Source organism: Streptomyces sp. G7(2002), assembly GCF_028870195.1.
Classification (GTDB): Bacteria; Actinomycetota; Actinomycetes; order Streptomycetales; family Streptomycetaceae; genus Streptomyces; species Streptomyces nigrescens.
In genome coordinates this window covers 5,888,715-5,907,441 of record NZ_CP102609.1, presented here as the reverse complement: position 1 = coordinate 5,907,441, position 18,727 = coordinate 5,888,715, and the positions used below count along the sequence as shown (strand labels likewise).

The following is an 18,727-nucleotide window of genomic DNA, read 5'->3' as shown; positions in this document are numbered from 1 at the left end:
GTCGCCCCTCGTCCACCGACGCCGCCTCCGTCACCGCACGCCCCTCCGGAAACCCGTACGTATCCAGGGCGCAACGATAGTCGCCCGCGCCGGTGGAAAGCCCTCCGGCCACCGTCCGTCCGCACCCGTGTTCCGGCCGGACCCACAGGGCCGGGGGCATATGCGAATGCACGAGGGGTTTCGGGACCCCCCAGGGGCATCTCGGGGCCGGCATCGGGGGATCTCAGGGATCTGCCAGGGTTTCCACTGATGCCGGGAGTGCGTTGCCCTTGTCACCATGAGCCCATGAACGATGCAGCCCACGTCGAGGAGTCGGCGCCCTCCGACCCCGCCGGCTCCGCCCCGTCGCATCCGCCGCTGCGCCGCAGCCGGCGGCACAAGGTGATCGGCGGGGTCTGCGGCGGGCTGGGCCGGCAGTGGGATCTCGATCCGGTGATCTTCCGGGTGGTGCTCGCCGTGCTGTCCGTCGGCGGCCTCGGGCTGATCGCCTACGGCTTCGCCTGGCTGCTCATCCCCCTCGACGGCGAGGACGAGAACGAGGGCCGCAGGCTGCTCTCCGGCCGTGTCGAGGGACCCGCGCTGACGGCCCTGCTCCTGGCGCTGATCGGCTGCGGACTGTTCCTGACGACCCTCGCCAAGGGCAGCATGATGTCGTTCGCCATCATGCTGACGCTGGCGGCGGCCGGTTCCGCCCATTGGTCGCGCCGACGCCGGCAAGTGGAGGCCGAGGGCCCGCAGGCGAGGGACACCGCCACGGCCCAGGCCGTCGCCGACGCCCCGCCCGAGACCAAGGCGCCCCCGGTGCCGGCCGGCCCCTCCTGGTGGCGGGCCCAGCGCGGGGAGGCAGCCGGTCCGGGCTATCTGTGGGGACCCGACACCACCCCGCTCCCCCTCGACATCACTTACCGGGCCGAGCACGGCGTGGCCACGGCCCCGTACGGGCACGACGGCCGGTCCGACGCGGGCCGTCCGCCCGGGGCGCCCGTGCCGCCGGGCGGTGCGCCGCCGGCCCGCGACCCGCGCCGGGGCCGCCGCAGCGGACGCCCGATCGGAGGCTGGACGTTCCTGCTCGCACTGCTCGCCGGCTGCGGCACCGCGCTCGCCGTCTCCCGCCACGACGGCCCGGTGCCGGCCCTCCAGGCGGGCCTGGCGTGCGCGCTGGTCGTCTTCGGTCTCGGGCTGGTGCTCAGCGCCTGGTTCGGGCGCACGGGCGGCGGCACGGTCTTCATGGTGGTGCTGACGGCCCTGCTGCTGGCGGGCGCGACGACGCTGCCCGACAACCTCACCGCCCAATGGCAGAAGCGCACCTGGTCCCCCACCACCCTCAGCGCCGTCCAGCCGCAGTATGAACTCGGTTCGGGAGAGGGGGAGCTGGACCTCACCGCCCTCCCTCTCAAAGCGGGCAGTACGGTCCGCACCGGCGCGGAAGTGGGCGCCGGCCGCCTTCAAGTGACGCTGCCGCACGGTGTCACCGCCCGTCTCCATATCTCGCTCGGCCTCGGCGATGTCCAGCTGCCCGGCGAATCGCCCCACGACGTGGACCTCACGGCGGGCGGGCAGCGGACGGTCACCCTCCCCGCCGACGGCCTCAAGAAGGGCGAGAAGCCGCGCGGCTCGGTGGAGCTGAACCTCGAACTCGGCGCCGGCCAGGTCGCCGTCGAACGCGCCGCACCGGCCCCCGCCGCGCCGGCCGCCCCGACCACCCAGGGAGCCCACCGGTGAAGCGCCACCCCTTCGCACCGGCCCGCCTGATCTCGGGCCTCACCGCCCTCACCCTCGGCACGGCCTACGGCCTCGACGCCCTCGGCCACTGGCACGCCCCCGGCCCCTGGCTCTTCCTCACCCTCCCCGCGGGCCTGCTCCTTTCCGGCATCACCGCCGCCGTCTGGCCCTCGACCCGCCGGCGGCACACGGACCCACCACCCCCGACGGACTCATGACACACACCGACCGGGAGCCCCGTTGCCCCGCCACGGCGCGAACGACTCCGCGACGGTGCGATCGGTCCCGCCACGGCACGAACGACCTCGCCACGGCACGAACGGCCCCGTGACGGCGCGAACGGTCCCGCCACGGCACGAACGACCCCGCGACGGCGCGAACGGCCTCGCCACGGCGCGATCGGCCTCGCCATCCCGCCCGTCACGACCACGCCCTCCCCTAGGCATGTCGCGCGTCACCAACGTGCCGGGACAACACGCCTAGGGCCTCTCCCCCCCCGATCCACCCGATCCACCGGACAGGCACCAGGAGGTGTCTCCCCTAGCCGAACAGCTGCGCCCCGTGCCGCTTGCGGCGGTTGGCCAGGGCGGCGTCCAGGGAGAACCTCGGCGTACCGGCCAGCAGGAGCGGGACCCAGGCCATCAGGTAGGCGAGGTCATTGCCGTAGTAGTAGGGCGTGGTCGCCCAGCTCACGGTGAGCCACAGCATCAGCGAGATCAGCGCACCGCCGAACGCCGCCAGCCTTCCCAGCAGACCCACCAGGATCCCGAGGCCCACCGCCAGTTCACCGGCCGCGATGGCATAGCCGAAGCCCACCGGACTCTTCTGCGCGATCTCCACGAGCTGCGGCAACGCCGCCGCGTCATGGACCTGACGCAGCATCTCGCCGAGCGAACCCGCGCCACTGGCCGACAGGAACGCCGGATCCGTCAGCTTGTCGATGCCCGCATAGAGGAAGGTGGCCCCCAGGAAGAGCCGCAGGGGGAGCAGCGCATGGCGCGCCAGCTGCCCCCGCAACCCGGCACCGGCGCTTTCGACGCCCGCCCCTCCCAAATCGGCACCGATCGTACGATTCGCGTGCACCATGACGTCCGCCTCTCCGTTGCCACCGGGCGCAGACGATTGTGCCCGCGCCCGCGCCTCCTGGGGAGATACGTACGCACGTGCGCAAGAGGTTCAACGGACCGATGCACTTCAGGCAACTGCGGCACACAGAATCGTCACGCAACAGCGGCACCGCCCGTACCGGTCGTACCGGCCACCCCGCCCGCACCGGCTTCCCCGCCCGCACCGGCCACACTGCCCGCACCGCCCACACCGGCCGCCGCCCCACGACCGGCCCTCCCCCGACGACCAGCCCTCCCCCGACCGGCGCTCAGTCCAGGACGTCGATCGGGTAGCCGTCCGTCTCCACTCCCGCCGCCGTGACCACCCGGACCTCCACCCTGCCGGGTTCGACATCGACCGGCACCGGGACCGTCAGCACGCCGTCCGTCGGATTGGCGAAGCCGCCGGCCACGGGGACCAGCGGGACGGGGACATGCACATCTCCGATCCGTACGACGGTCCGGGCGAGTCGGTCGGGAGTCCCGGCGCCCGGCGGCACGAAGCCGGCGCCACGGATCTCGATGTCATCGCCGGTACGGACCGGCGCGGCGAGATCCCCCAGCTCACGGGAGCGGACCACCGAGAGGATCACCGGACGGCCGCCCGTCATCGCCTTCCCCGCCAGATACGTCGCCCCGGAGAGCACCAGCAGAACCACCAACCCCCAGGGCAACTGCGGCAATTGCTCCGGCCGCCCGGCCAGCCGGACCAGCGCGTACCCCAGCACGACCGCATGCACCAGGACGTACTGCACGTCCAGGAGACTGCCCCGTCCCGCGTCGTCCGCCAGCAGATCGGCGGCCCGCGGCCGCTCCGCGGGAACCTTCTGCAGCCGCCCCGACCGCACCCGCGAGGCCACCAGCCCATGCGCCAGCACGGCCACCCCGCACCCGACGGCGAGCGCCAACAACAGGGCCCCGGACCGTTCGAGCGCCAGCCCCTGGAGGAGCCGACGCCGCTCGCCCGGTGCCGCGGCCGCCTGCTGTACGGCCACCGTCAGGACGGCGTACAGCACCGCGGCCGCCCAGCCCGCCGCCACCGTCCGCGAGGTGGACAGCCGTCCGTCCTCGCCGATCAGCGGTGCCAGCGCCCCGCCGTGCGCCCGGTGCCGCCAGGCCGCCGCCGTCAGCCCCAGCGCCAGTACGACGGCCGCGAGCAGCCCCGCCGTACGGGCCACCGTCCAGCCGGTGCCGAGGGCGGTCAGCGCCTGCCCGAGCAGCAGGGCCACCACCGCGCCCCAGACGACGAGCAGAGTGCGCCACCGTACGGCCGCCAGCCAGGCCGCCTTTCCGGCGGCCCGCCGCTGGGCGACCTCCCGTGCGGACAGCGTCAGTTCGTCGGAGACCCACTGCCGGGCCGCACCCGCGGAACGTGCGAGTCCGGCCGGCACCCCGCGCCCGGCGGCGAAGTCCTCGCGGAGCGCGACAAACGCGGCAACCGCCTGCTGATGCCCGGCACGGGCCCCGTGCGGGCACCGTCCGCATCGACACTCGCCGCCGGCGGCGCGCTCCGCACCGTCCCCCGGCTCGCCCGTTCCGGCCATCCTGCCCGCCGCTTCCACCGACACGTCCGCTACCGCCCGCCACCACTGATCATCAACTTGACCTATACGCAGGGGAATTGTGCCCCACCCCGGCAGGGCGGACATCAAACGTCCAGTTGGTGGCGGGTGGCGGGCGCATCGGCGCGTTGACGTATGACAACAAACGAGCCCCTCCCGCACCACAGACCCCAACAGCAGCGCCCGACACCGCGCCCCTCCCCCGCCTGCACACCTGACCGGCGCACCGATCACGGAACCCCGGTGCTTCCCCTATTCGGGCGAACCGGGCCACGGCGAAGGCTGAGCGGTCGGCGCACTGCGCAAGCTTCCGCCGTGCGTTACATATACGGATTCCACTACGGATTCCACGGATCACACAGCCGCGATGACCTGGACGGAGCGCAAGCTCAGCGGAGATCGCAAACTCCGCTGCGACCGAGAGCTCAGCGGAGACCGCAAGCCCCGCCGAGCCCGCAAGCTCCACGCAGACCACAAGGACCAGGTAAACGGGAGGGACCGCGGAGACCGGCAGGGCCGCGCCTCGGTTGCGGGCCGGCGTCCGTCGCCGCGTTCCTCCTGCTGACCGGGCTCGCCGCGCTGCTCGTCGTCGCGCCGGTGGCCACCGCTCATGGCAGGCCCAACGGCCCGGTCACCGGCGACAACTGCGCCTACGCCGGAACGGCGCCGCCGGTGGACGTACCGACCGGCTTCCCCATGCCCCACGACTGGCACTTCCCCTGCACCGCGACCAAGCCCCCGCCGACGCCCTCCCACGCGCCGGCACCCCGCCCCCACGTCCCCAAGCCCGCACCACCACCGCCGCCCGCCCCCGCACCCCGGCCGACACCGCCCCCGCCGCCACCGCCCCCACCCCCCACTCCGCGCGCCCGCCCGGCGGCACCACCGCCCGCGCCGAAGCCGAAGCCGAAACCGAAGCCCACGCCCGTCCTCCGCCGTCCGGCGTCACCACCGCCCGCCCTGCCCCGCAGCTATGCGCGGCCGTACCACCGGCCGCACAACGGGCGCTCCATGGTGACCACGACCTTGCTGATCACCGCTCCGGCCGTGCTGGCCGGCGCCGCCCTCCGTCCCCGTTCGAGCTCCTCGTCCGGTTCCGCCGGGCGCCGTTCCTCGTAGGAGGTCCCCATGTCGCAATGGCTGGTGCTGACCATCGCCATGGCCGCTGCCTGCGGCGTCGTCCTGACCATCACCGTGCTCAAGGAGCGCCGGGTCACCGAGGACGACGACCCGTCCGAAACACCCGATGTGATCGAGTATCTGACGATGATGGTGGGGGTGGTGTACGCGATCGTGCTGGGCCTGGCCATCGCCGGTGTCTGGGAGGCCAGAAGCGCGGCCGAGGACACCGTACGGACCGAGGCGCAGGCCCTGCACGAGGTCAGCGCGCGGGCCCGGGCCTACCCCGCGCCGGTGCGGGACCGTATCCGCGCGGACGTCAACGCGTACGCGAGCCATGTGGTGCACAAGGAGTGGCCGGTGATGGCCGAGCGGGGGGAGCTGACCCCGCGCGGCACCGAGCTGCTGACGAAGGTCCGGGCGGATGTCACCGACTACTGTCCGCGCAACGACTTCGAGGGGCAGTCGTACCAGCCCCTCGTCGACCAGGTCGCGGTGGCCGACGGGGCCCGCGCCGCCCGTGCGGACGCGGCCGAATCGACGCTGCCGGGGGTGGTGTGGTTCGGGCTGATCATCGGTGGCGCCATCTCGATCGGTGTCATGTTCACCCTGCAGATCCGGCGCTCGGGGCGGGAGTTGCTGATGGCCGGGCTCTTCAGCGCGCTGATCGCCTTCCTGCTGTTCCTCGTGTGGGACTTCGACGCACCGTTCAGCCGCGGTATCTCGGCGACGGCCGCGCCGTTCCTCGATCTGTTCCCGCATCCGTGAGGCGCGGTGCCCTGCGGGACCTCGGTACGTCCCCCGCAGGGCACCCGCCCTGGCACTTCGCACGCCCGCCGACCGCCGGCCGCCGGGGAGGGCTCCCTAGTCGAAGAGATCGGGCTCGCTGCGCACGATCTGCTGGTACAGCGGCTGGTAGTTGATCCAGGCGACCAGGTCGTTGCCCAGCTGTTCGCGGGTGTGGACGGCGTTGTGGTGGTCGATCAGCACCGGCTTGCCGGCGGCCTTGGCGGTCAGCTGGACCTGGCAGGAGCGCTCCATCGTGAGGAACCACCACGCCGCCGCGTCCACCGAGTCGCCGACCGTCAGCAGCCCGTGGTTGCGCAGGATCACCGCTTTGTGGGGCCCGAGGGCGGCCGCGATCCGCCGCCCTTCCTCCTCGTCCACCACCACGCCCGTGTAGTCGTCGAAGAGGGCATGGTCCTCGTAGAACGCGCACACGTCCTGGGTGATCGGCTCCAGCAGCTCGCCCAGTGAGGACAGCGCCCGGCCGTAGGTGGAGTGGCTGTGTGCCGCCGCGATGACGTCGGGGCGCGCCCGGTGGACCTGGGAATGGATGGCGAACGCCGCCTGGTTGACGTGGTAGCGGCCCTCGACGACCTTCCCCTCCGCGTTCACCAGGATCAGATCGCTGACCGTGAGGTGCCGGAACGACATCCCGAAGGGGTTGACCCAGAAGCAGTGGGGGAATTCCGGGTCGCGCACGGTGATATGGCCCGCGACGCCCTCCTCGAAGCCATGGCGCCCGAAGAGACGCAGCGCCGCGACCAGGCGTTCCTTGCGGTGGCGCCGTTCGCCCTCGACGGTCTGATGCGTCGGCGGCATCGCGAAGTGCAGCTGGTCGGTGGGCACGGGCGTCGGCTCGGGCATCGCGGCTCTCCTCCTGGCACGTACGGCTCTTGATGCTCGATGCGGAAGCTACCTTCCACTACCGCAGGTAACCAGGGTCGTGACCAACGCAGCTGCGGCTGCCTGCATGATGAGGGCACCAGCAACGGCAGCAGAGGGGACACACCATGAGGGCCATATCGGTCAGCAGGGACATCGTCGCCGCACCACGGCAGATCTTCGCCGTCCTCCGGGACCCGGCCCGGCATGCCGAGCTGGACGGCTCGGGCATGCTGCGCGGCCGCCCGCAGGGGCCGTCGCCGCTGGGCCCCGGCGACCGGTTCAGCATGGGGATGGCGCAGGGACGCATCGCGTACCGGTCGGTGAATGTCGTGGTGGAGTACGAGAAGGACCGGCTGATCGCCTGGGAGACCTGGGGCGAGTTCCGCGGCCGGCGGCTGGTCGGCGGGCAGCGCTGGCGCTACGAGCTGACCCCCGTGAACGGCACGGAGGGCACGGACGGCTTGGACGGCACGGACGGCACGGACGGCACGGAGGGCGGGGGCACCACCCGGGTCACCCACACCTATGACTGGTCGCGCGCCCGGCTCCCCCGTCTCATCGTCGAACTCCCCGGCTATCCACGGCGGATGGGCCCGGCGATGACTACGACGCTGGAGCGGCTGGCCTCGGCCGTACGGGACTGAGGGCGCGGCCACTGGCCGTACGGGACCGAGGACACAGCCACTCCGCGCCACCGTCCCTCAGGCCGCGGCGCAGCGCGCGGAGCCGGGGCCGCGCCAAGACCCCGCCTCCTGCTCGTTCACCCCATGAGCCGGCCGAGGACCGCCGAGGCGAGCGCCGCGTCAAGCGCTCCGACACCGGTGAGGTCGGCGACCGTGATCGCGGTGTCCGGCCGGTCGACGGGCGCCTTGAGCAGCAGGCCGGCCGCGATGTCGCCGTCCTCGGCGGCGGCCCCGGCGCGGACGGCATGGCCGAAGTCTCCGTGGTCGAGGCACTGGTCGTGGTCATCGGTGGCGACGATCCGTGCGCGGTGGAAGAGCGCGGGCGGCAGCTCGTTCTTGTGCGGCATGTCCGTGCCGATGCCGGTCACATGGGCGCCCGCGCGCACCCGGGCGGCGTCCAGAACGGGCGACCTGGCCGGTGTCGCGGTGATGATCATGTCGGCCTCTGCCGCCTCCGCCGCGGCAGCGGGCCGGGCGGCCAGACCGTGTGCACCGAGTACGTCGCACAGGGCCCGGGCCCTGTCCGGGGAGCGGCCATGGACCAGCACCGCGCCGACCGGCCGGAGTTCGGCCAGCCAGAGCGCCTGGAGGCGGGCCTGTTCACCGGTGCCGAAGACGGCCAGCGTGCCGGCAGCGGGCCGGGCCATGGCATGGGTCAGCAGCGCGCCCGCGGCGGCGGTGCGCCAGGCGGTCAGCAGACCGCCGTCGTCGAGGAGCGCGCGCGGCTGTCCGGTGCGGGCGCTGACGACGCAGACCAGACCGTGGTTGGCGGGGAGGCCCAGCGCCGGATTGCCGTAGAAGCCGGTCGCGATCTTGACGGTGAAGTCGGCGGCGCCGCTGATCCAGCCGGCTTTGACATGACAGTCCCCGTCGGCCTCGCGGAAGTCCAGGTGCAGTGGCGGCGGCACATGGGTACGGCCCTCCGCGTGCGCGATCAGCGCGTCGCGGACGGTCTCCAGGACCAACTGCGGCCCGGCGGCCCGCTCGATGGCGGCCGCGCCGAAGACGGGGAGCGTCATCGGCGCGCCCGCATCCAGTCGGCGAAGGCCGCCAGGCCCTCTTCCGGGTCGCGGCGGCCGATGCCGATGCGGAAGCGGTCGGCGGGGGTGGCGGTGAGTTCGGAGCGGTAGATGCTCGCGGGCAGCAGCAGGACTCCGGCCTCCTCCACCAGGCGGGTGCAGAACTCCTCCACTCCGTCGGCGCCGAGGTAGCGGGGGTAGGCGACGCATCCGCCGTCCGGCGGCTGCCAGGCGAAGTCGTCCGCGAACTCGGCGAAGAAGGCCTCGAAAGCGGGCAGATTGGCCGCGATCAGGGCCCGGTTGCGGTGCAGGATCGTCTCGCGGGCCTTGAGCGCGATACGGGCCAGGACCTCGCTGGGCGCGGAGTTGCAGATGGTGGTGTAGTGCTTGGCCCGCTCCAGACGCGCGCGCAGCGCACGGTCGCGGCAGGTGATCCAGCCGATGCGCAGTCCGGGAAGCCCCAGGGACTTCGAGGTCACGTTCAACGACAGTGCGCGCGCGGACACATCGGCGGCCTGCGGCAGGGTGCGGGCCGGGTCGCGTTCCAGGCCGCGGTAGACCTCGTCGCTGAACAGGTGGATGCCGCGCTCATCGCACAGGCGGGCCAGGGCGAGGAAGTCGGCGGCGTCGATGACCTTGCCGGTCGGGTTGTTGGGGAAGTTCACCGAGACGACCCGGGTGTTCGGCCGGATCGCCGCCGCCACCTCGCCGAGGTCCAGGGCCCAGTCCCGGTCCGCGTCGAGGGCCACACCGGTGACCTCGCACAGCGCCAGCGGCACGGTCTCGGCGGCCTGGTAGTTCGGGGTCACCACCACCGCGTGGTCACCGGCCCCGAGCAGCACGTTCATCGCCAGATACAGGGCTTCCTCGGCACCCGCGAAGCAGATGACGTCGTCCGCCCCTGCCTGCTCGTACGTCTGGGCGATCACCTCGCGCAGGGCCGGGTCGCCGAAGGTCTCGGTGTAGCCCAGCGACAGGTTCTCGAAGGCGTCCCGGTCCTTGTCGTCGGCCAGCCCGAGCAGCTCGCTGAGCGTCATGGTCTGGACGTCGGAGGCGGTCAGGTGGTGGCGGGCGGTGAACTCCCAGCGGGAGAAGTACGTTTCGAGGCGGAAGTCGGGCAGCCGGGTCATGACGGTCAGTCCTTTGCGCTGGATGCTCTGAGCTCGGCCAGCAGGCCGTAGACGGTGGACCGGGACACCCGCAGGGCCCCGGCGACGACCGGCGCGGCGCGGCGCACGGCGAACACCCGCGCCTCGTCCAGCCGGCCGAGGACGGCCAGGCGGTCCTGGCGGGTCATGCGCTCGACGGGACGGCCCGTTTCGCGGACGTGGCTGCCGACGATGTGCTGGATGCGCTCGGACCAGTCCTGCTCGAACAGCGGCTCGGGACGCTGCACGGTCGGGGCGCCGAAGGCGGACAGCACCGCCGCGGCCTGTTCCAGCGGGGTGCGGTCGAGATTGATGCACAGCACGGCCGACGGCCGGTCGTGCGCATCCCGCAGGACCGCGCTCACCGACGACAGCCGGCGGCCGTCCGCGAGCAGCTTCTCGTACGGCCCGTACACGCCCTGCGGCGACGGGTCGAGCTCGTCCAGTTCGCCGAGCAGCGAGGGGTCTCCCGGGCCGCGGGAGCTCATCGGATTCCAGATGTCCAGGACCCGGTCGGTGTCCGGATCGTGCAGCACCACCTCGGCGTACGGACCGAGCAGGCGCGCGACGGCCTGGCACACCGGCGCCCACATCCGCACCCGGGGGTCCGGCGCCTCTTCTGCTTCATCCATGCTTGGACTGTACGTCCAGACTGGACAGAAAGTCCATGAGTGAGGCTCCCCACCAACAACAACGCCGCCGCTCAGCAGGCTGAGCGGCGGCGTTGTCGGACGACCGGCGGGATCACCCCGGCCCGACGGGTGGGGTCACTCCCACTCGATGGTGCCCGGGGGCTTGCTGGTGACATCGAGGACGACGCGGTTGACGTCGGCGACCTCGTTGGTGATGCGGGTGGAGATCCGCGCCAGCACGTCGTACGGCATCCGCGTCCAGTCCGCGGTCATCGCGTCCTCGGAGGAGACCGGGCGCAGCACGATCGGGTGGCCGTACGTACGGCCGTCGCCCTGGACGCCGACCGAGCGGACGTCGGCGAGCAGCACCACGGGGCACTGCCAGATCTCGCGGTCCAGACCGGCCGCGGTCAGCTCCTCGCGGGCGATGGCGTCGGCCTCGCGCAGCAGGTCCAGGCGCTCCTTGGTGACCTCACCGACGATGCGGATGCCCAGGCCGGGGCCGGGGAACGGCTGGCGCTGGACGATCGCGTCCGGCAGGCCGAGCTCGGTGCCGACCATCCGGACCTCGTCCTTGAACAGCTGCCGCAGCGGCTCGACGAGCTGGAACTCGATGTCGTCGGGGAGCCCGCCCACGTTGTGGTGCGACTTGATGTTGGCGGTGCCCGTACCGCCGCCGGACTCGACGATGTCCGGGTAGAGCGTGCCCTGGACCAGGAACGCGACTTCCTCGCCCTCGGCGCCGGCCTCGGCGACGAGCTCGGCCTGGGCCTGCTCGAAGACGCGGATGAACTCCCGGCCGATGATCTTCCGCTTCTGCTCGGGGTCGCTGACCCCGGCCAGTGCTGTCAGGAAGCGCTCCTCGGCGTCGACGACCTTCAGCTGGACGCCGGTGGCGGCCACGAAGTCCTTCTCGACCTGCTCGGACTCGCCCTTGCGCTGGAGACCGTGGTCGACATAGACGCAGGTCAGCTGGTCGCCGATGGCCTTCTGCACGATGGCAGCGGCCACCGAGGAGTCCACGCCGCCGGACAGTGCGCAGATGGCGCGCTTGGTGCCGACCTGGGCGCGGATCGCGGCGACCTGCTCCTCCACCACGCTGGTGGTGGTCCAGCTGGGCTCGATGCCCGCACCGCGGTAGAGGAAGTGCTCCAGCACCTGCTGGCCGTGCGTGGAGTGCATGACCTCGGGGTGGTACTGGACGCCGTAGAGCTTCTTCTCGTCGTTCTCGAAGGCGGCGACCGGGACCACGTCCGTGGACGCGGTGACCGTGAAGCCCTCGGGGGCGGCGGAGCAGGCGTCACCGTGCGACATCCACACCGACTGCTCGGTGGGGGTGCCCTCGAAGAGGGTGGAGCCGGGGCGGGAGACGGTCAGCGGGGTACGGCCGTACTCACGGGCGCCGGTGTTGTCGACGGTGCCACCGAGGGTGGTGGCCATGAGCTGGAAGCCGTAGCACATGCCGAAGACGGGGACACCGGCCTCGAACAGGGAGCGGTCGAGGCTGGGGGCGTCCTCGGCGTAGACCGACGAGGGACCGCCGGAGAGAATGATCGCCTTCGGGTTCTTGGCGAGCATCTCCGCCACCGGCATGGTGGACGGCACGATCTCGCTGTAGACCCGGGCCTCACGGACCCGTCGGGCGATGAGCTGGGCGTACTGTGCGCCGAAGTCGACTACGAGGACGACGTCCGGGGCAGCGGCAGGGGGCGCTGATGGCACTTCGGCGGCCTTCCGGCGGTGTGGAGCAGGGGTTGGACTTTCGATTCTAACGGGCTCATACTGAGCCCCATGAACAAGCAGCTGACCTTCGTCTTTACCTATGGCACCGGCCCAACCGGCTGCCATGGTCGTGCTGCTTGATCCACTGACGAGCAACTTCCCAGGCGCCCCGGGCCGACAAGGTCCGGGGCGTCTGCGTCTGTCAGGACCGATCGTCGGCTCCGGGGCCACCCACCCCAGGAGATACGCCATGAGCACCCGGACCCGCACCGCCCCTGACACCGGCGCCCACTCCCCCGAGGCCGCCGGGATCATCACCGACGCACGGCAGCGGATCGACGATCTCGACGGCCACATCATCGGCCTCGTCCAGGAACGGATGGCCGTCTCGGCCGTCATCCAGCGCGAGCGCATCACCTCCGGCGGCCGGCGGGTGAACCTCGCCCGCGAGATGGAGATCCTCGCCCACTACCGCGACCAGCTCGGCAAGCCGGGCACCGCGCTGGCGAAGACACTGCTGGAGCTGTCCCGGGGCCAGATCTGAGGCAGGCACGGGTCAGCAGCGTGGCCGGTTCTGACTGGTGTTCGGTCGGTTTTGCGGACCGGTGGGGCGCGTGGAAGGACGCTCGCGCCCCGGCGCAGCTGCCGGATCTGCGTTCGGTTGCCGACTCACCCGTACGGCGCGTGACCGGCCGCTGCGAGGCTTCGTTGTTCCCGGTGCCACGCCAGCCAGGTGCGGCCTGCAGGACTACGCGTAGACGCCGCCTCACGGGCGGAAACCCGGAGCGATGAGACGCCGGCCGCCAGCCGCGGCCCGCGTCGTGGGACCTCGCTCCGGTGCCGTGGCCGGTCAGCAGGGGACAGCAGCCCGGTCACATCCGATGGGGTGGTCGGTCCTGGGGACGCCCGGGACCGACCGCATCCGGTCGAAACGGTTGCGCCAGGTGAGGCGTATCCAGGACGATGCTTGACGTACGACGCACCGCGTCCGGTGGGGACCTTGCACTGCCATTGGTCCGACCATCGCGGACTCCGCACCATCGCGCACCACCCCCCGAAAGCCAGCGGCGCTACCCCCCCCAGCGCCGCCCCTCGGTGCCGGCGCTGCCCTGACGCCGGCACCGAAAGCCAAGGGCCCCGTGACCGTCCGCAACCCCCCTCGCGGACGGTGTCCGGGGCCCTTCGCTGTGCCGGGTGTGCGCCCGGCGCACACCCACCCTCCAGCCAGTGCTGTGCACTGCCTTTGTGAATCCTGTGAGGCTGCTGTGACGGGTGTGATCGGCATCACGGCGGCATTTCTGGTTGAGTGAACAACCTTTTTCGGCCATGGCCGGTCATGTACCTGCAATCGCACGGCCATCCCGCGCCCCACCGCGACGGCCCGCAACCCACTTGTGCCGGACACCGGCACTTTGGACCCCGAGAGGTCTTCTCGATGAAGCTTCGCCGTGCCCTGACGGCTGCCGCCGTGACGGCCGTCATAGCCCCCGCCGCTCTGCTGGCGGCCCCCGCCGCGTACGCGACCGGTCCCGAGACCGAGGCCGGCGCGAGCGCCGAGCCCACACCGGGCACCCCTGGCCCGGAGCAGTCCGACGAGCCCACCGCCCAGCCGGAGACCCCGGACGCCGGTGACGAGAACACGACGGACGACACCACCCCGGGCGACACCACGCCGGGTGACGACACCGAGTCCGGTGAGGAGACCGGGACCGGTGACGGCGCCGAGCCGTCCACCCCGGGCACCCCGGGCACCCCGGGCGGCGAGACCAAGCCGAGCGGCACTCCCAAGCCCTCCACCTCGGCCGAGCCCACCGAGCCGGGCGAGCCCGGTGACGAGGACGAGTGCACGGTCGACGACGCCGCCATCAAGGTAACCGTCGCCAACCTGCCCTCCAAGCTCGTCGCGGGCGGCGGCTGGAAGGGCTTCAGCGTGCAGCTGGCCAACACCACGGACCAGACGCTGGACGAGGTCTACCCGGTCATCTACGCGGTGCCGACCGGCGACATGGACCACCCCAAGTCGCAGCTCGACCTGGAGTACCAGAACCCGGACACCGGCAAGTGGACCTCGTTCGACGAGTGGACCGACGGGGAGTACTTCGGCTGGTTCCAGCTCGACGCGCACCAGACCGCCGAGCTGAAGCTGCGGATCCGCGCCGACAAGGGCGCCACGCCCGGTGACGGCTTCGCGCTGGTGGCGGGCGACTACCAGAACAAGGACGGCTCCTGCGGCTGGTCCGAGGAGCAGTGGTACGACTTCACGATCCTGCCCGCCGGCAGCGACACGGGCGAGATCCCGCCGGCCAAGCCCGGTAAGCCCGGCAACAAGCCCGGTACGCAGGGCGGCGGAAAGCCGGTCAACAACGGCAAGCCGAAGGACGGCATGGACAAGCTGCCGGTGACCGGCAACCTGGCCGAGACCGGTGCCTCCTCCGCGCTGCCGACCGTCGGCATCGTGGGCGGGGTCGCCATGGTCGTGGGCGCGGGCGCGATCTTCGTCGTCCGCCGCCGTAAGACGGACGGCGCCGCCGCCGCGTAACGGCAGGCGCAGAAGGGGAGGGCCGCACCCGGTTCCGGGTGCGGCCCTCCGCCGTGCTCGCGCAGGACGGGACCCGGCAGAACGAGACCTAGGTGAGCGACTTCTTCGACGGGACCGGCGGGACGGCGAGGAACGGCAGGTTCAGTGCGCCGAACGCCTTCTTGGGGACCGCCGGGCGGACCGGTTCGACCGGCGCCAGCCGCCGGTAGGCCCCGCCCGGCGCGGGGCGCGGGTCCGCCTCGCCCTTGTTGGGCCACAGCGACATCGCGCGCTCGGCCTGCGCGGTGATGGTCAGGGACGGGTTGACGCCCAGGTTGGCGGAGACCGCGGCGCCGTCGACGACCGAGATGCCCGGGTGGCCGTAGAGGCGGTGGTACGGGTCGATGACGCCGTGGTCGGCGTCCGCGCCGATCGGACAGCCGCCCAGGAAGTGCGCGGTCAGCGGCGTCCCCATCAGCTCGCCGACATTGCTGCCCGCGAAGCCGTTGATCTCCTGGGCGAGCAGGGTGGCCGCCTCGGTGGCCTCGGGGATCTGCTCGGGGTTCGGCGCGCCATGGCCCTGGCGGGCGGTGAGCAGGCCCTTCCCGAGGCCGTCCGGCTTGCGGTAGGTCGTCAGGGAGTTGTCCAGCGACTGCATCACCAGGCCGATGATGGTGCGCTCCGACCAGCGGCGGTTGGAGAGCGACCGGAGCAGCAGCAGCGGATGGCGCAGACAGTTCGCGGCCCAGCGGGTGGCGCGCGAGCCGCGGCCGTCGACGGGCACCTGGAGGATGGACATCGCGCCCATCGCGTTCGAGCCCTTGCCGTAACGGACCGGTTCGATATGGGTGTTGCTGTCGGGGTGGATGGACGAGGTGATCGCGACCCCGCGGGTGAAGTCGGCCTTGGTGCCGTGCCGCTTGCGGTAGCGGCGGTTGTCGGTCTGCGCGCCCACGAGCGCCTCGGAGTTCGTCCGGGTCAGCTCGCCCAGCCTGCCGGAGAGGCCGGGCAGCAGTCCGCTGTCCTTCATCTTGTGCAGCAGGGTCTGGGTGCCGTACGTGCCGGCGGCGAGGACGACCCGGCGGGCGGTGAAGGTGCGGCCCCGGCCCTTGCGCTTGTTGTCGGTGGGGAGGGTGCCGACGGCGAAACCGCCGCGCGAGTCCTCGGTGACGGTGACGACCGAGGTCATCGGGTGGATGACGGCGCCGGCCCGCTCGGCGAGGTGGAGGTAGTTCTCGTTGAGGGTGTTCTTGGCGCCGTGCCGGCATCCGGTCATGCACTCGCCGCACTCCGTACACGCCTTACGGGCCGGGCCCTGGCCGCCGAAGTAGGGGTCGGGGACCTCCGTGCCCGCAGCCGCCTTCGACGTCCCGTCCGCGTCCTCCCCGTCCCCGAAGAAGACCCCCACCGGCGCGAGGTGGAAGGAGTCGCCGACGCCCATCTTCTCCGCGGCCTCCTTGAGGTGGACGTCGGAGGGCGTCATCGTCGGGTTGAGGCGTACCCCCAGCATCCGCTTGGCCTGGTCGTAGTACGGGGCCAACTCCTCCTGCCAGTCGGTGATGTGGCCCCACTGCCGGTCCTCGAAGAACTGCTTCGGGGGGACGTAGAGGGTGTTGGCGTAGTTGAGCGAGCCGCCGCCGACGCCCGCACCGGCCAGCACCATGACATTGCCGAGCAGATGCACCCGCTGGATGCCGTAGCAGCCGAGCGCCGGGGCCCACAGGTAATTGCGGATGTCCCAGGAGTTCTTCGGCAGGGTCTGCCGGGTGAAGCGGCGGCCGGCTTCGAGGACGCCGACGCGATAGCCCTTCTCGGTCAGCCGCAGGGCGGAGACCGCGCCGCCGAAGCCGGAGCCGACGACGAGCACGTCGTAGTCGTAGCCGTCGTCGGGGACACCGGTGGCGTCGGGGGCGTCGGGGACCTCCCGGTCGCCGTCGCCGTCCTGATTCCGGGCAGAGTTCTCCTGGGGCACTGGCTCTCCCTGCTGGATTGGTTGGGGCATGATCCGCCGGACAGGCCCGGGGAGATGCCCCCTAGCGGAGTCGGAACGCCTTCATCGCGCGCAGGCTGCGGCTCATGAGCTGCGCGTACTTCTCGTCGGTCATGCCGAAGGACGGGGCGAGCGGCATCAGCCGCTGCTGGGCGACGGTCTGGGCCTCGGTGTACTTGAGGATGCCCTCGGAACCGTGCCGGCGGCCCAGGCCCGAGTCGCCCATACCGCCCATCGGGGCCTGCACACTGCCGTAGCCGGCCGCGTAGGACTCATTGACGTTGACGGTGCCGGTCCGCATCCGGGCGGCGACCGCGCGGCCGCGGCGGCCGTCCTTGGTCCATACGCTGGAATTCAGGCCGTACGGGGTGGCGTTGGCGAGCGCCACCGCCTCGTCCTCGTCGCGGAAGCGGTAGATCGAGACGACCGGGCCGAAGGTCTCCTCGCCGCAGACCGCCATCGGGGCCTCGACACCGTCGAGGATGGTCGGCTCGTAGAACAGCGGGCCGATGTCGGGGCGGGCCCGTCCGCCGGCGACCAGTGTGGCGCCCTTGGCGACGGCCTCCTCGACATGGCGGGTGACGGTCTCCAGCTGGCGCTCGCCGACCAGTGAGCCCATGTCGGCGCCGTATGCCAGGGCGTTGCCCAGCCTCATCGCCTTCGTCCGGGCGGCGAAGCGCTGGAGGAAGTCGTCGGCGATGGACTCATGGACGTAGAGCCGCTCGATGGAGATGCACAGCTGGCCGGCGGAGGAGAAGCAGCCGCGGACGGCGCCGGCGGCGGCCTTCTCCACATCGGCGTCCCGGAGCACCAACATGGCGTTCTTGCCGCCGAGTTCGAGGGAGACGCCGACCAGCCGTGCGGCGGCGCCCTGGGCCACCTCACGGCCCGTACGGGTCGAGCCGGTGAAGGAGACGTAGTCGGCATGCGCGACGACGGCCGGGCCGACGACCGGGCCCTCACCGAGCACGACCTGCCAGACGTCCTCCGGCAGCCCGGCCTCGATGAGCTGCTCACGGGCCCACAGCGCGGTCAGCGCGGTCTCCGTGTCGGGCTTCATCACGACGGCGTTGCCCGCGACGAAGGCCGGCAGGGCGTCGCCGACGGACAGCTCGAAGGGGTAGTTCCAGGGGGCTATCTGCCCGACGACGCCACGGGGCTGGCGGAGTTCGGTGACCTTGGTGAGAGTCGGTACGACGCCGGTGCGGGCCTTGGGCTTGAGGTAGGCGTGGGCCTTGCGGCCGTAGTGGCGGGCGGTGACGGCGACCGCCTGCACCTCCTCGTGGGCGTGCAGCCGCGCCTTGCCGGTCTCCAGCTGGATCAGGTCGAGCACCTCGGCCTGGCGGCGCAGCACCAGGTCGTGGAAGCGGAGCAGGACCGCGGCACGCTGCTTGACCGGGACCTTCGCCCAGCGCTCCTGGGCGGCGCGGGCGCGCTCGAAGGCGGTGGCGACGTCCTCGGGGGTGGACTCCGGCAGGTCGGCCAGCTTCTCCCCGGTGAACGGGGTGTGGTTGGCGGTGCGTCCTCCTCCGCTCACCACACCGCGGGTGAGCCGGGCGGCGACCTCGGGGGTGACCACGTCCGCCGCGGTACGGGCTCCCGCGGGGGCGGGGGCGACCGGGTTGCCTCCCCCACTCTCGGCCGCTCCCCCGGCCGGGGCCGCGTCGGGCGCGGTGGCCGCGGGGGCCTCGGCGGCTACGGGGACCTCGGCGGCTACGGGGGAAGTCTGCGCGGGTGCCTCCGCGCGAGCTTCGGCGGGGGCTTCCGTGGGGGCCTCGGCGGCGGAGGAGGCGGTTCCGGTGTCCTGCGAGTCCGTCATGCGGGCGAGCGTATTC

15 protein-coding genes and 1 pseudogene are annotated in these 18,727 nt (G+C 72.2%); 6 read left to right on the top strand and 10 right to left on the bottom strand.

The features are described from left to right. Window positions 1-285 precede the first annotated feature (285 nt). Window positions 286-1,722 carry a PspC domain-containing protein gene (locus NUT86_RS25150; RefSeq protein WP_274737686.1) on the top strand — a complete coding sequence of 479 codons (1,437 nt, stop codon included), beginning with the start codon at window positions 286-288 and terminating at the stop codon, window positions 1,720-1,722. Beyond that, a complete protein-coding gene (locus tag NUT86_RS25145) occupies window positions 1,719-1,940 on the top strand; it encodes a hypothetical protein (RefSeq protein ID WP_159486663.1) in 222 nt (73 codons plus the stop codon). The genes NUT86_RS25150 and NUT86_RS25145 overlap by 4 nt, the downstream gene beginning before the upstream one ends. A 322-nt stretch (window positions 1,941-2,262) precedes the next feature. Here the strand turns inward: NUT86_RS25145 and NUT86_RS25140 are convergent, their stop codons facing one another. The 3 genes from NUT86_RS25140 to NUT86_RS25130 all read right to left on the bottom strand — a co-directional run bounded on the left by NUT86_RS25140 (window position 2,263) and on the right by NUT86_RS25130 (window position 5,520). Then, on the bottom strand, window positions 2,263-2,808 hold the full coding sequence (locus NUT86_RS25140; RefSeq protein ID WP_018089596.1) for a TQO small subunit DoxD: 546 nt from the start codon (window positions 2,806-2,808) through the stop codon (window positions 2,263-2,265). Window positions 2,809-3,097: 289 nt separating this feature from the next. Next, a complete protein-coding gene (locus NUT86_RS25135; protein WP_159489119.1) occupies window positions 3,098-4,372 on the bottom strand; it encodes a hypothetical protein in 1,275 nt (424 codons plus the stop codon). Window positions 4,373-5,361: 989 nt separating this feature from the next. Beyond that, a complete protein-coding gene (locus NUT86_RS25130; RefSeq protein WP_018089598.1) occupies window positions 5,362-5,520 on the bottom strand; it encodes a hypothetical protein in 159 nt (52 codons plus the stop codon). On the opposite strand from NUT86_RS25130, the gene NUT86_RS25125 reads away from it, so the two are divergent. Continuing rightward, complete coding sequence (locus NUT86_RS25125; protein ID WP_274737682.1) at window positions 5,519-6,277, top strand: bestrophin-like domain; 759 nt, start codon at window positions 5,519-5,521, stop codon at window positions 6,275-6,277. The two genes, NUT86_RS25130 and NUT86_RS25125, sit on opposite strands and share 2 nt — an antisense overlap. Window positions 6,278-6,373: 96 nt before the next feature. Here NUT86_RS25125 and NUT86_RS25120 read toward each other — a convergent pair. Further along, window positions 6,374-7,195, bottom strand: a pseudogene (locus tag NUT86_RS25120) (class II aldolase/adducin family protein); the annotation flags it as partial. A gap of 110 nt (window positions 7,196-7,305) precedes the next feature. On the opposite strand from NUT86_RS25120, the gene NUT86_RS25115 reads away from it, so the two are divergent. Then, window positions 7,306-7,824, top strand: coding sequence for an SRPBCC family protein (locus tag NUT86_RS25115; protein ID WP_274737680.1), 519 nt, complete (start codon window positions 7,306-7,308; stop codon window positions 7,822-7,824). Window positions 7,825-7,940: 116 nt separating this feature from the next. Here the strand turns inward: NUT86_RS25115 and NUT86_RS25110 are convergent, their stop codons facing one another. The 4 genes from NUT86_RS25110 to guaA all read right to left on the bottom strand — a co-directional run bounded on the left by NUT86_RS25110 (window position 7,941) and on the right by guaA (window position 12,384). Then, the gene (locus NUT86_RS25110; RefSeq protein WP_274737678.1) at window positions 7,941-8,882 is read right to left on the bottom strand and encodes an ornithine cyclodeaminase family protein; all 942 of its coding nucleotides are present in this window, start codon (window positions 8,880-8,882) and stop codon (window positions 7,941-7,943) included. Continuing rightward, window positions 8,879-10,012, bottom strand: a complete 1,134-nt coding sequence (locus NUT86_RS25105; RefSeq protein ID WP_274737676.1) for a pyridoxal phosphate-dependent aminotransferase — start codon at window positions 10,010-10,012, stop codon at window positions 8,879-8,881. The genes NUT86_RS25110 and NUT86_RS25105 overlap by 4 nt, the downstream gene beginning before the upstream one ends. 5 nt (window positions 10,013-10,017) lie before the next feature. Next, complete coding sequence (locus NUT86_RS25100; RefSeq protein WP_148589973.1) at window positions 10,018-10,662, bottom strand: helix-turn-helix transcriptional regulator; 645 nt, start codon at window positions 10,660-10,662, stop codon at window positions 10,018-10,020. 135 nt (window positions 10,663-10,797) lie between these two features. Then, window positions 10,798-12,384: a glutamine-hydrolyzing GMP synthase gene (guaA, locus tag NUT86_RS25095; RefSeq protein WP_018089605.1), complete on the bottom strand. Its 1,587-nt coding sequence runs from the start codon at window positions 12,382-12,384 to the stop codon at window positions 10,798-10,800. 250 nt (window positions 12,385-12,634) lie between these two features. Here guaA and NUT86_RS25090 point away from each other — a divergent pair, with 250 nt between their 5' ends. Together NUT86_RS25090 and NUT86_RS25085 are read left to right on the top strand one after the other, a co-directional pair. Further along, window positions 12,635-12,928 carry a chorismate mutase gene (locus tag NUT86_RS25090; protein WP_018089606.1) on the top strand — a complete coding sequence of 98 codons (294 nt, stop codon included), beginning with the start codon at window positions 12,635-12,637 and terminating at the stop codon, window positions 12,926-12,928. An 891-nt stretch (window positions 12,929-13,819) separates the two neighbouring features. Then, a complete protein-coding gene (locus NUT86_RS25085) occupies window positions 13,820-14,923 on the top strand; it encodes a cell wall protein (RefSeq protein ID WP_274737672.1) in 1,104 nt (367 codons plus the stop codon). Between the two features lie 88 nt (window positions 14,924-15,011). Here NUT86_RS25085 and NUT86_RS25080 read toward each other — a convergent pair whose 3' ends face one another. Then, window positions 15,012-16,874 carry a GMC family oxidoreductase N-terminal domain-containing protein gene (locus NUT86_RS25080; RefSeq protein ID WP_274737670.1) on the bottom strand — a complete coding sequence of 621 codons (1,863 nt, stop codon included), beginning with the start codon at window positions 16,872-16,874 and terminating at the stop codon, window positions 15,012-15,014. A gap of 61 nt (window positions 16,875-16,935) precedes the next feature. Next, window positions 16,936-18,711, bottom strand: a complete 1,776-nt coding sequence (locus NUT86_RS25075; protein WP_274737668.1) for a succinic semialdehyde dehydrogenase — start codon at window positions 18,709-18,711, stop codon at window positions 16,936-16,938. Window positions 18,712-18,727 lie beyond the last annotated feature (16 nt).

Excerpts from the sequence above, each read along its gene's own strand:
- NUT86_RS25075 (WP_274737668.1), bottom strand. The coding sequence starts at position 18,711 with ATGACGGACTCGCAGGACACCGGAACCGCCTCCTCCGCCGCCGAGGCC.
- NUT86_RS25100 (WP_148589973.1), bottom strand. The coding sequence starts at position 10,662 with ATGGATGAAGCAGAAGAGGCGCCGGACCCCCGGGTGCGGATGTGGGCG.
- NUT86_RS25135 (WP_159489119.1), bottom strand. The coding sequence starts at position 4,372 with ATGGCCGGAACGGGCGAGCCGGGGGACGGTGCGGAGCGCGCCGCCGGC.
- NUT86_RS25130 (WP_018089598.1), bottom strand. The coding sequence starts at position 5,520 with ATGGGGACCTCCTACGAGGAACGGCGCCCGGCGGAACCGGACGAGGAG.
- NUT86_RS25150 (WP_274737686.1), top strand. The coding sequence starts at position 286 with ATGAACGATGCAGCCCACGTCGAGGAGTCGGCGCCCTCCGACCCCGCC.
- NUT86_RS25105 (WP_274737676.1), bottom strand. The coding sequence starts at position 10,012 with ATGACCCGGCTGCCCGACTTCCGCCTCGAAACGTACTTCTCCCGCTGG.
- NUT86_RS25085 (WP_274737672.1), top strand. The coding sequence starts at position 13,820 with ATGAAGCTTCGCCGTGCCCTGACGGCTGCCGCCGTGACGGCCGTCATA.
- NUT86_RS25140 (WP_018089596.1), bottom strand. The coding sequence starts at position 2,808 with ATGGTGCACGCGAATCGTACGATCGGTGCCGATTTGGGAGGGGCGGGC.
- NUT86_RS25125 (WP_274737682.1), top strand. The coding sequence starts at position 5,519 with ATGTCGCAATGGCTGGTGCTGACCATCGCCATGGCCGCTGCCTGCGGC.
- NUT86_RS25090 (WP_018089606.1), top strand. The coding sequence starts at position 12,635 with ATGAGCACCCGGACCCGCACCGCCCCTGACACCGGCGCCCACTCCCCC.
- NUT86_RS25110 (WP_274737678.1), bottom strand. The coding sequence starts at position 8,882 with ATGACGCTCCCCGTCTTCGGCGCGGCCGCCATCGAGCGGGCCGCCGGG.
- NUT86_RS25115 (WP_274737680.1), top strand. The coding sequence starts at position 7,306 with ATGAGGGCCATATCGGTCAGCAGGGACATCGTCGCCGCACCACGGCAG.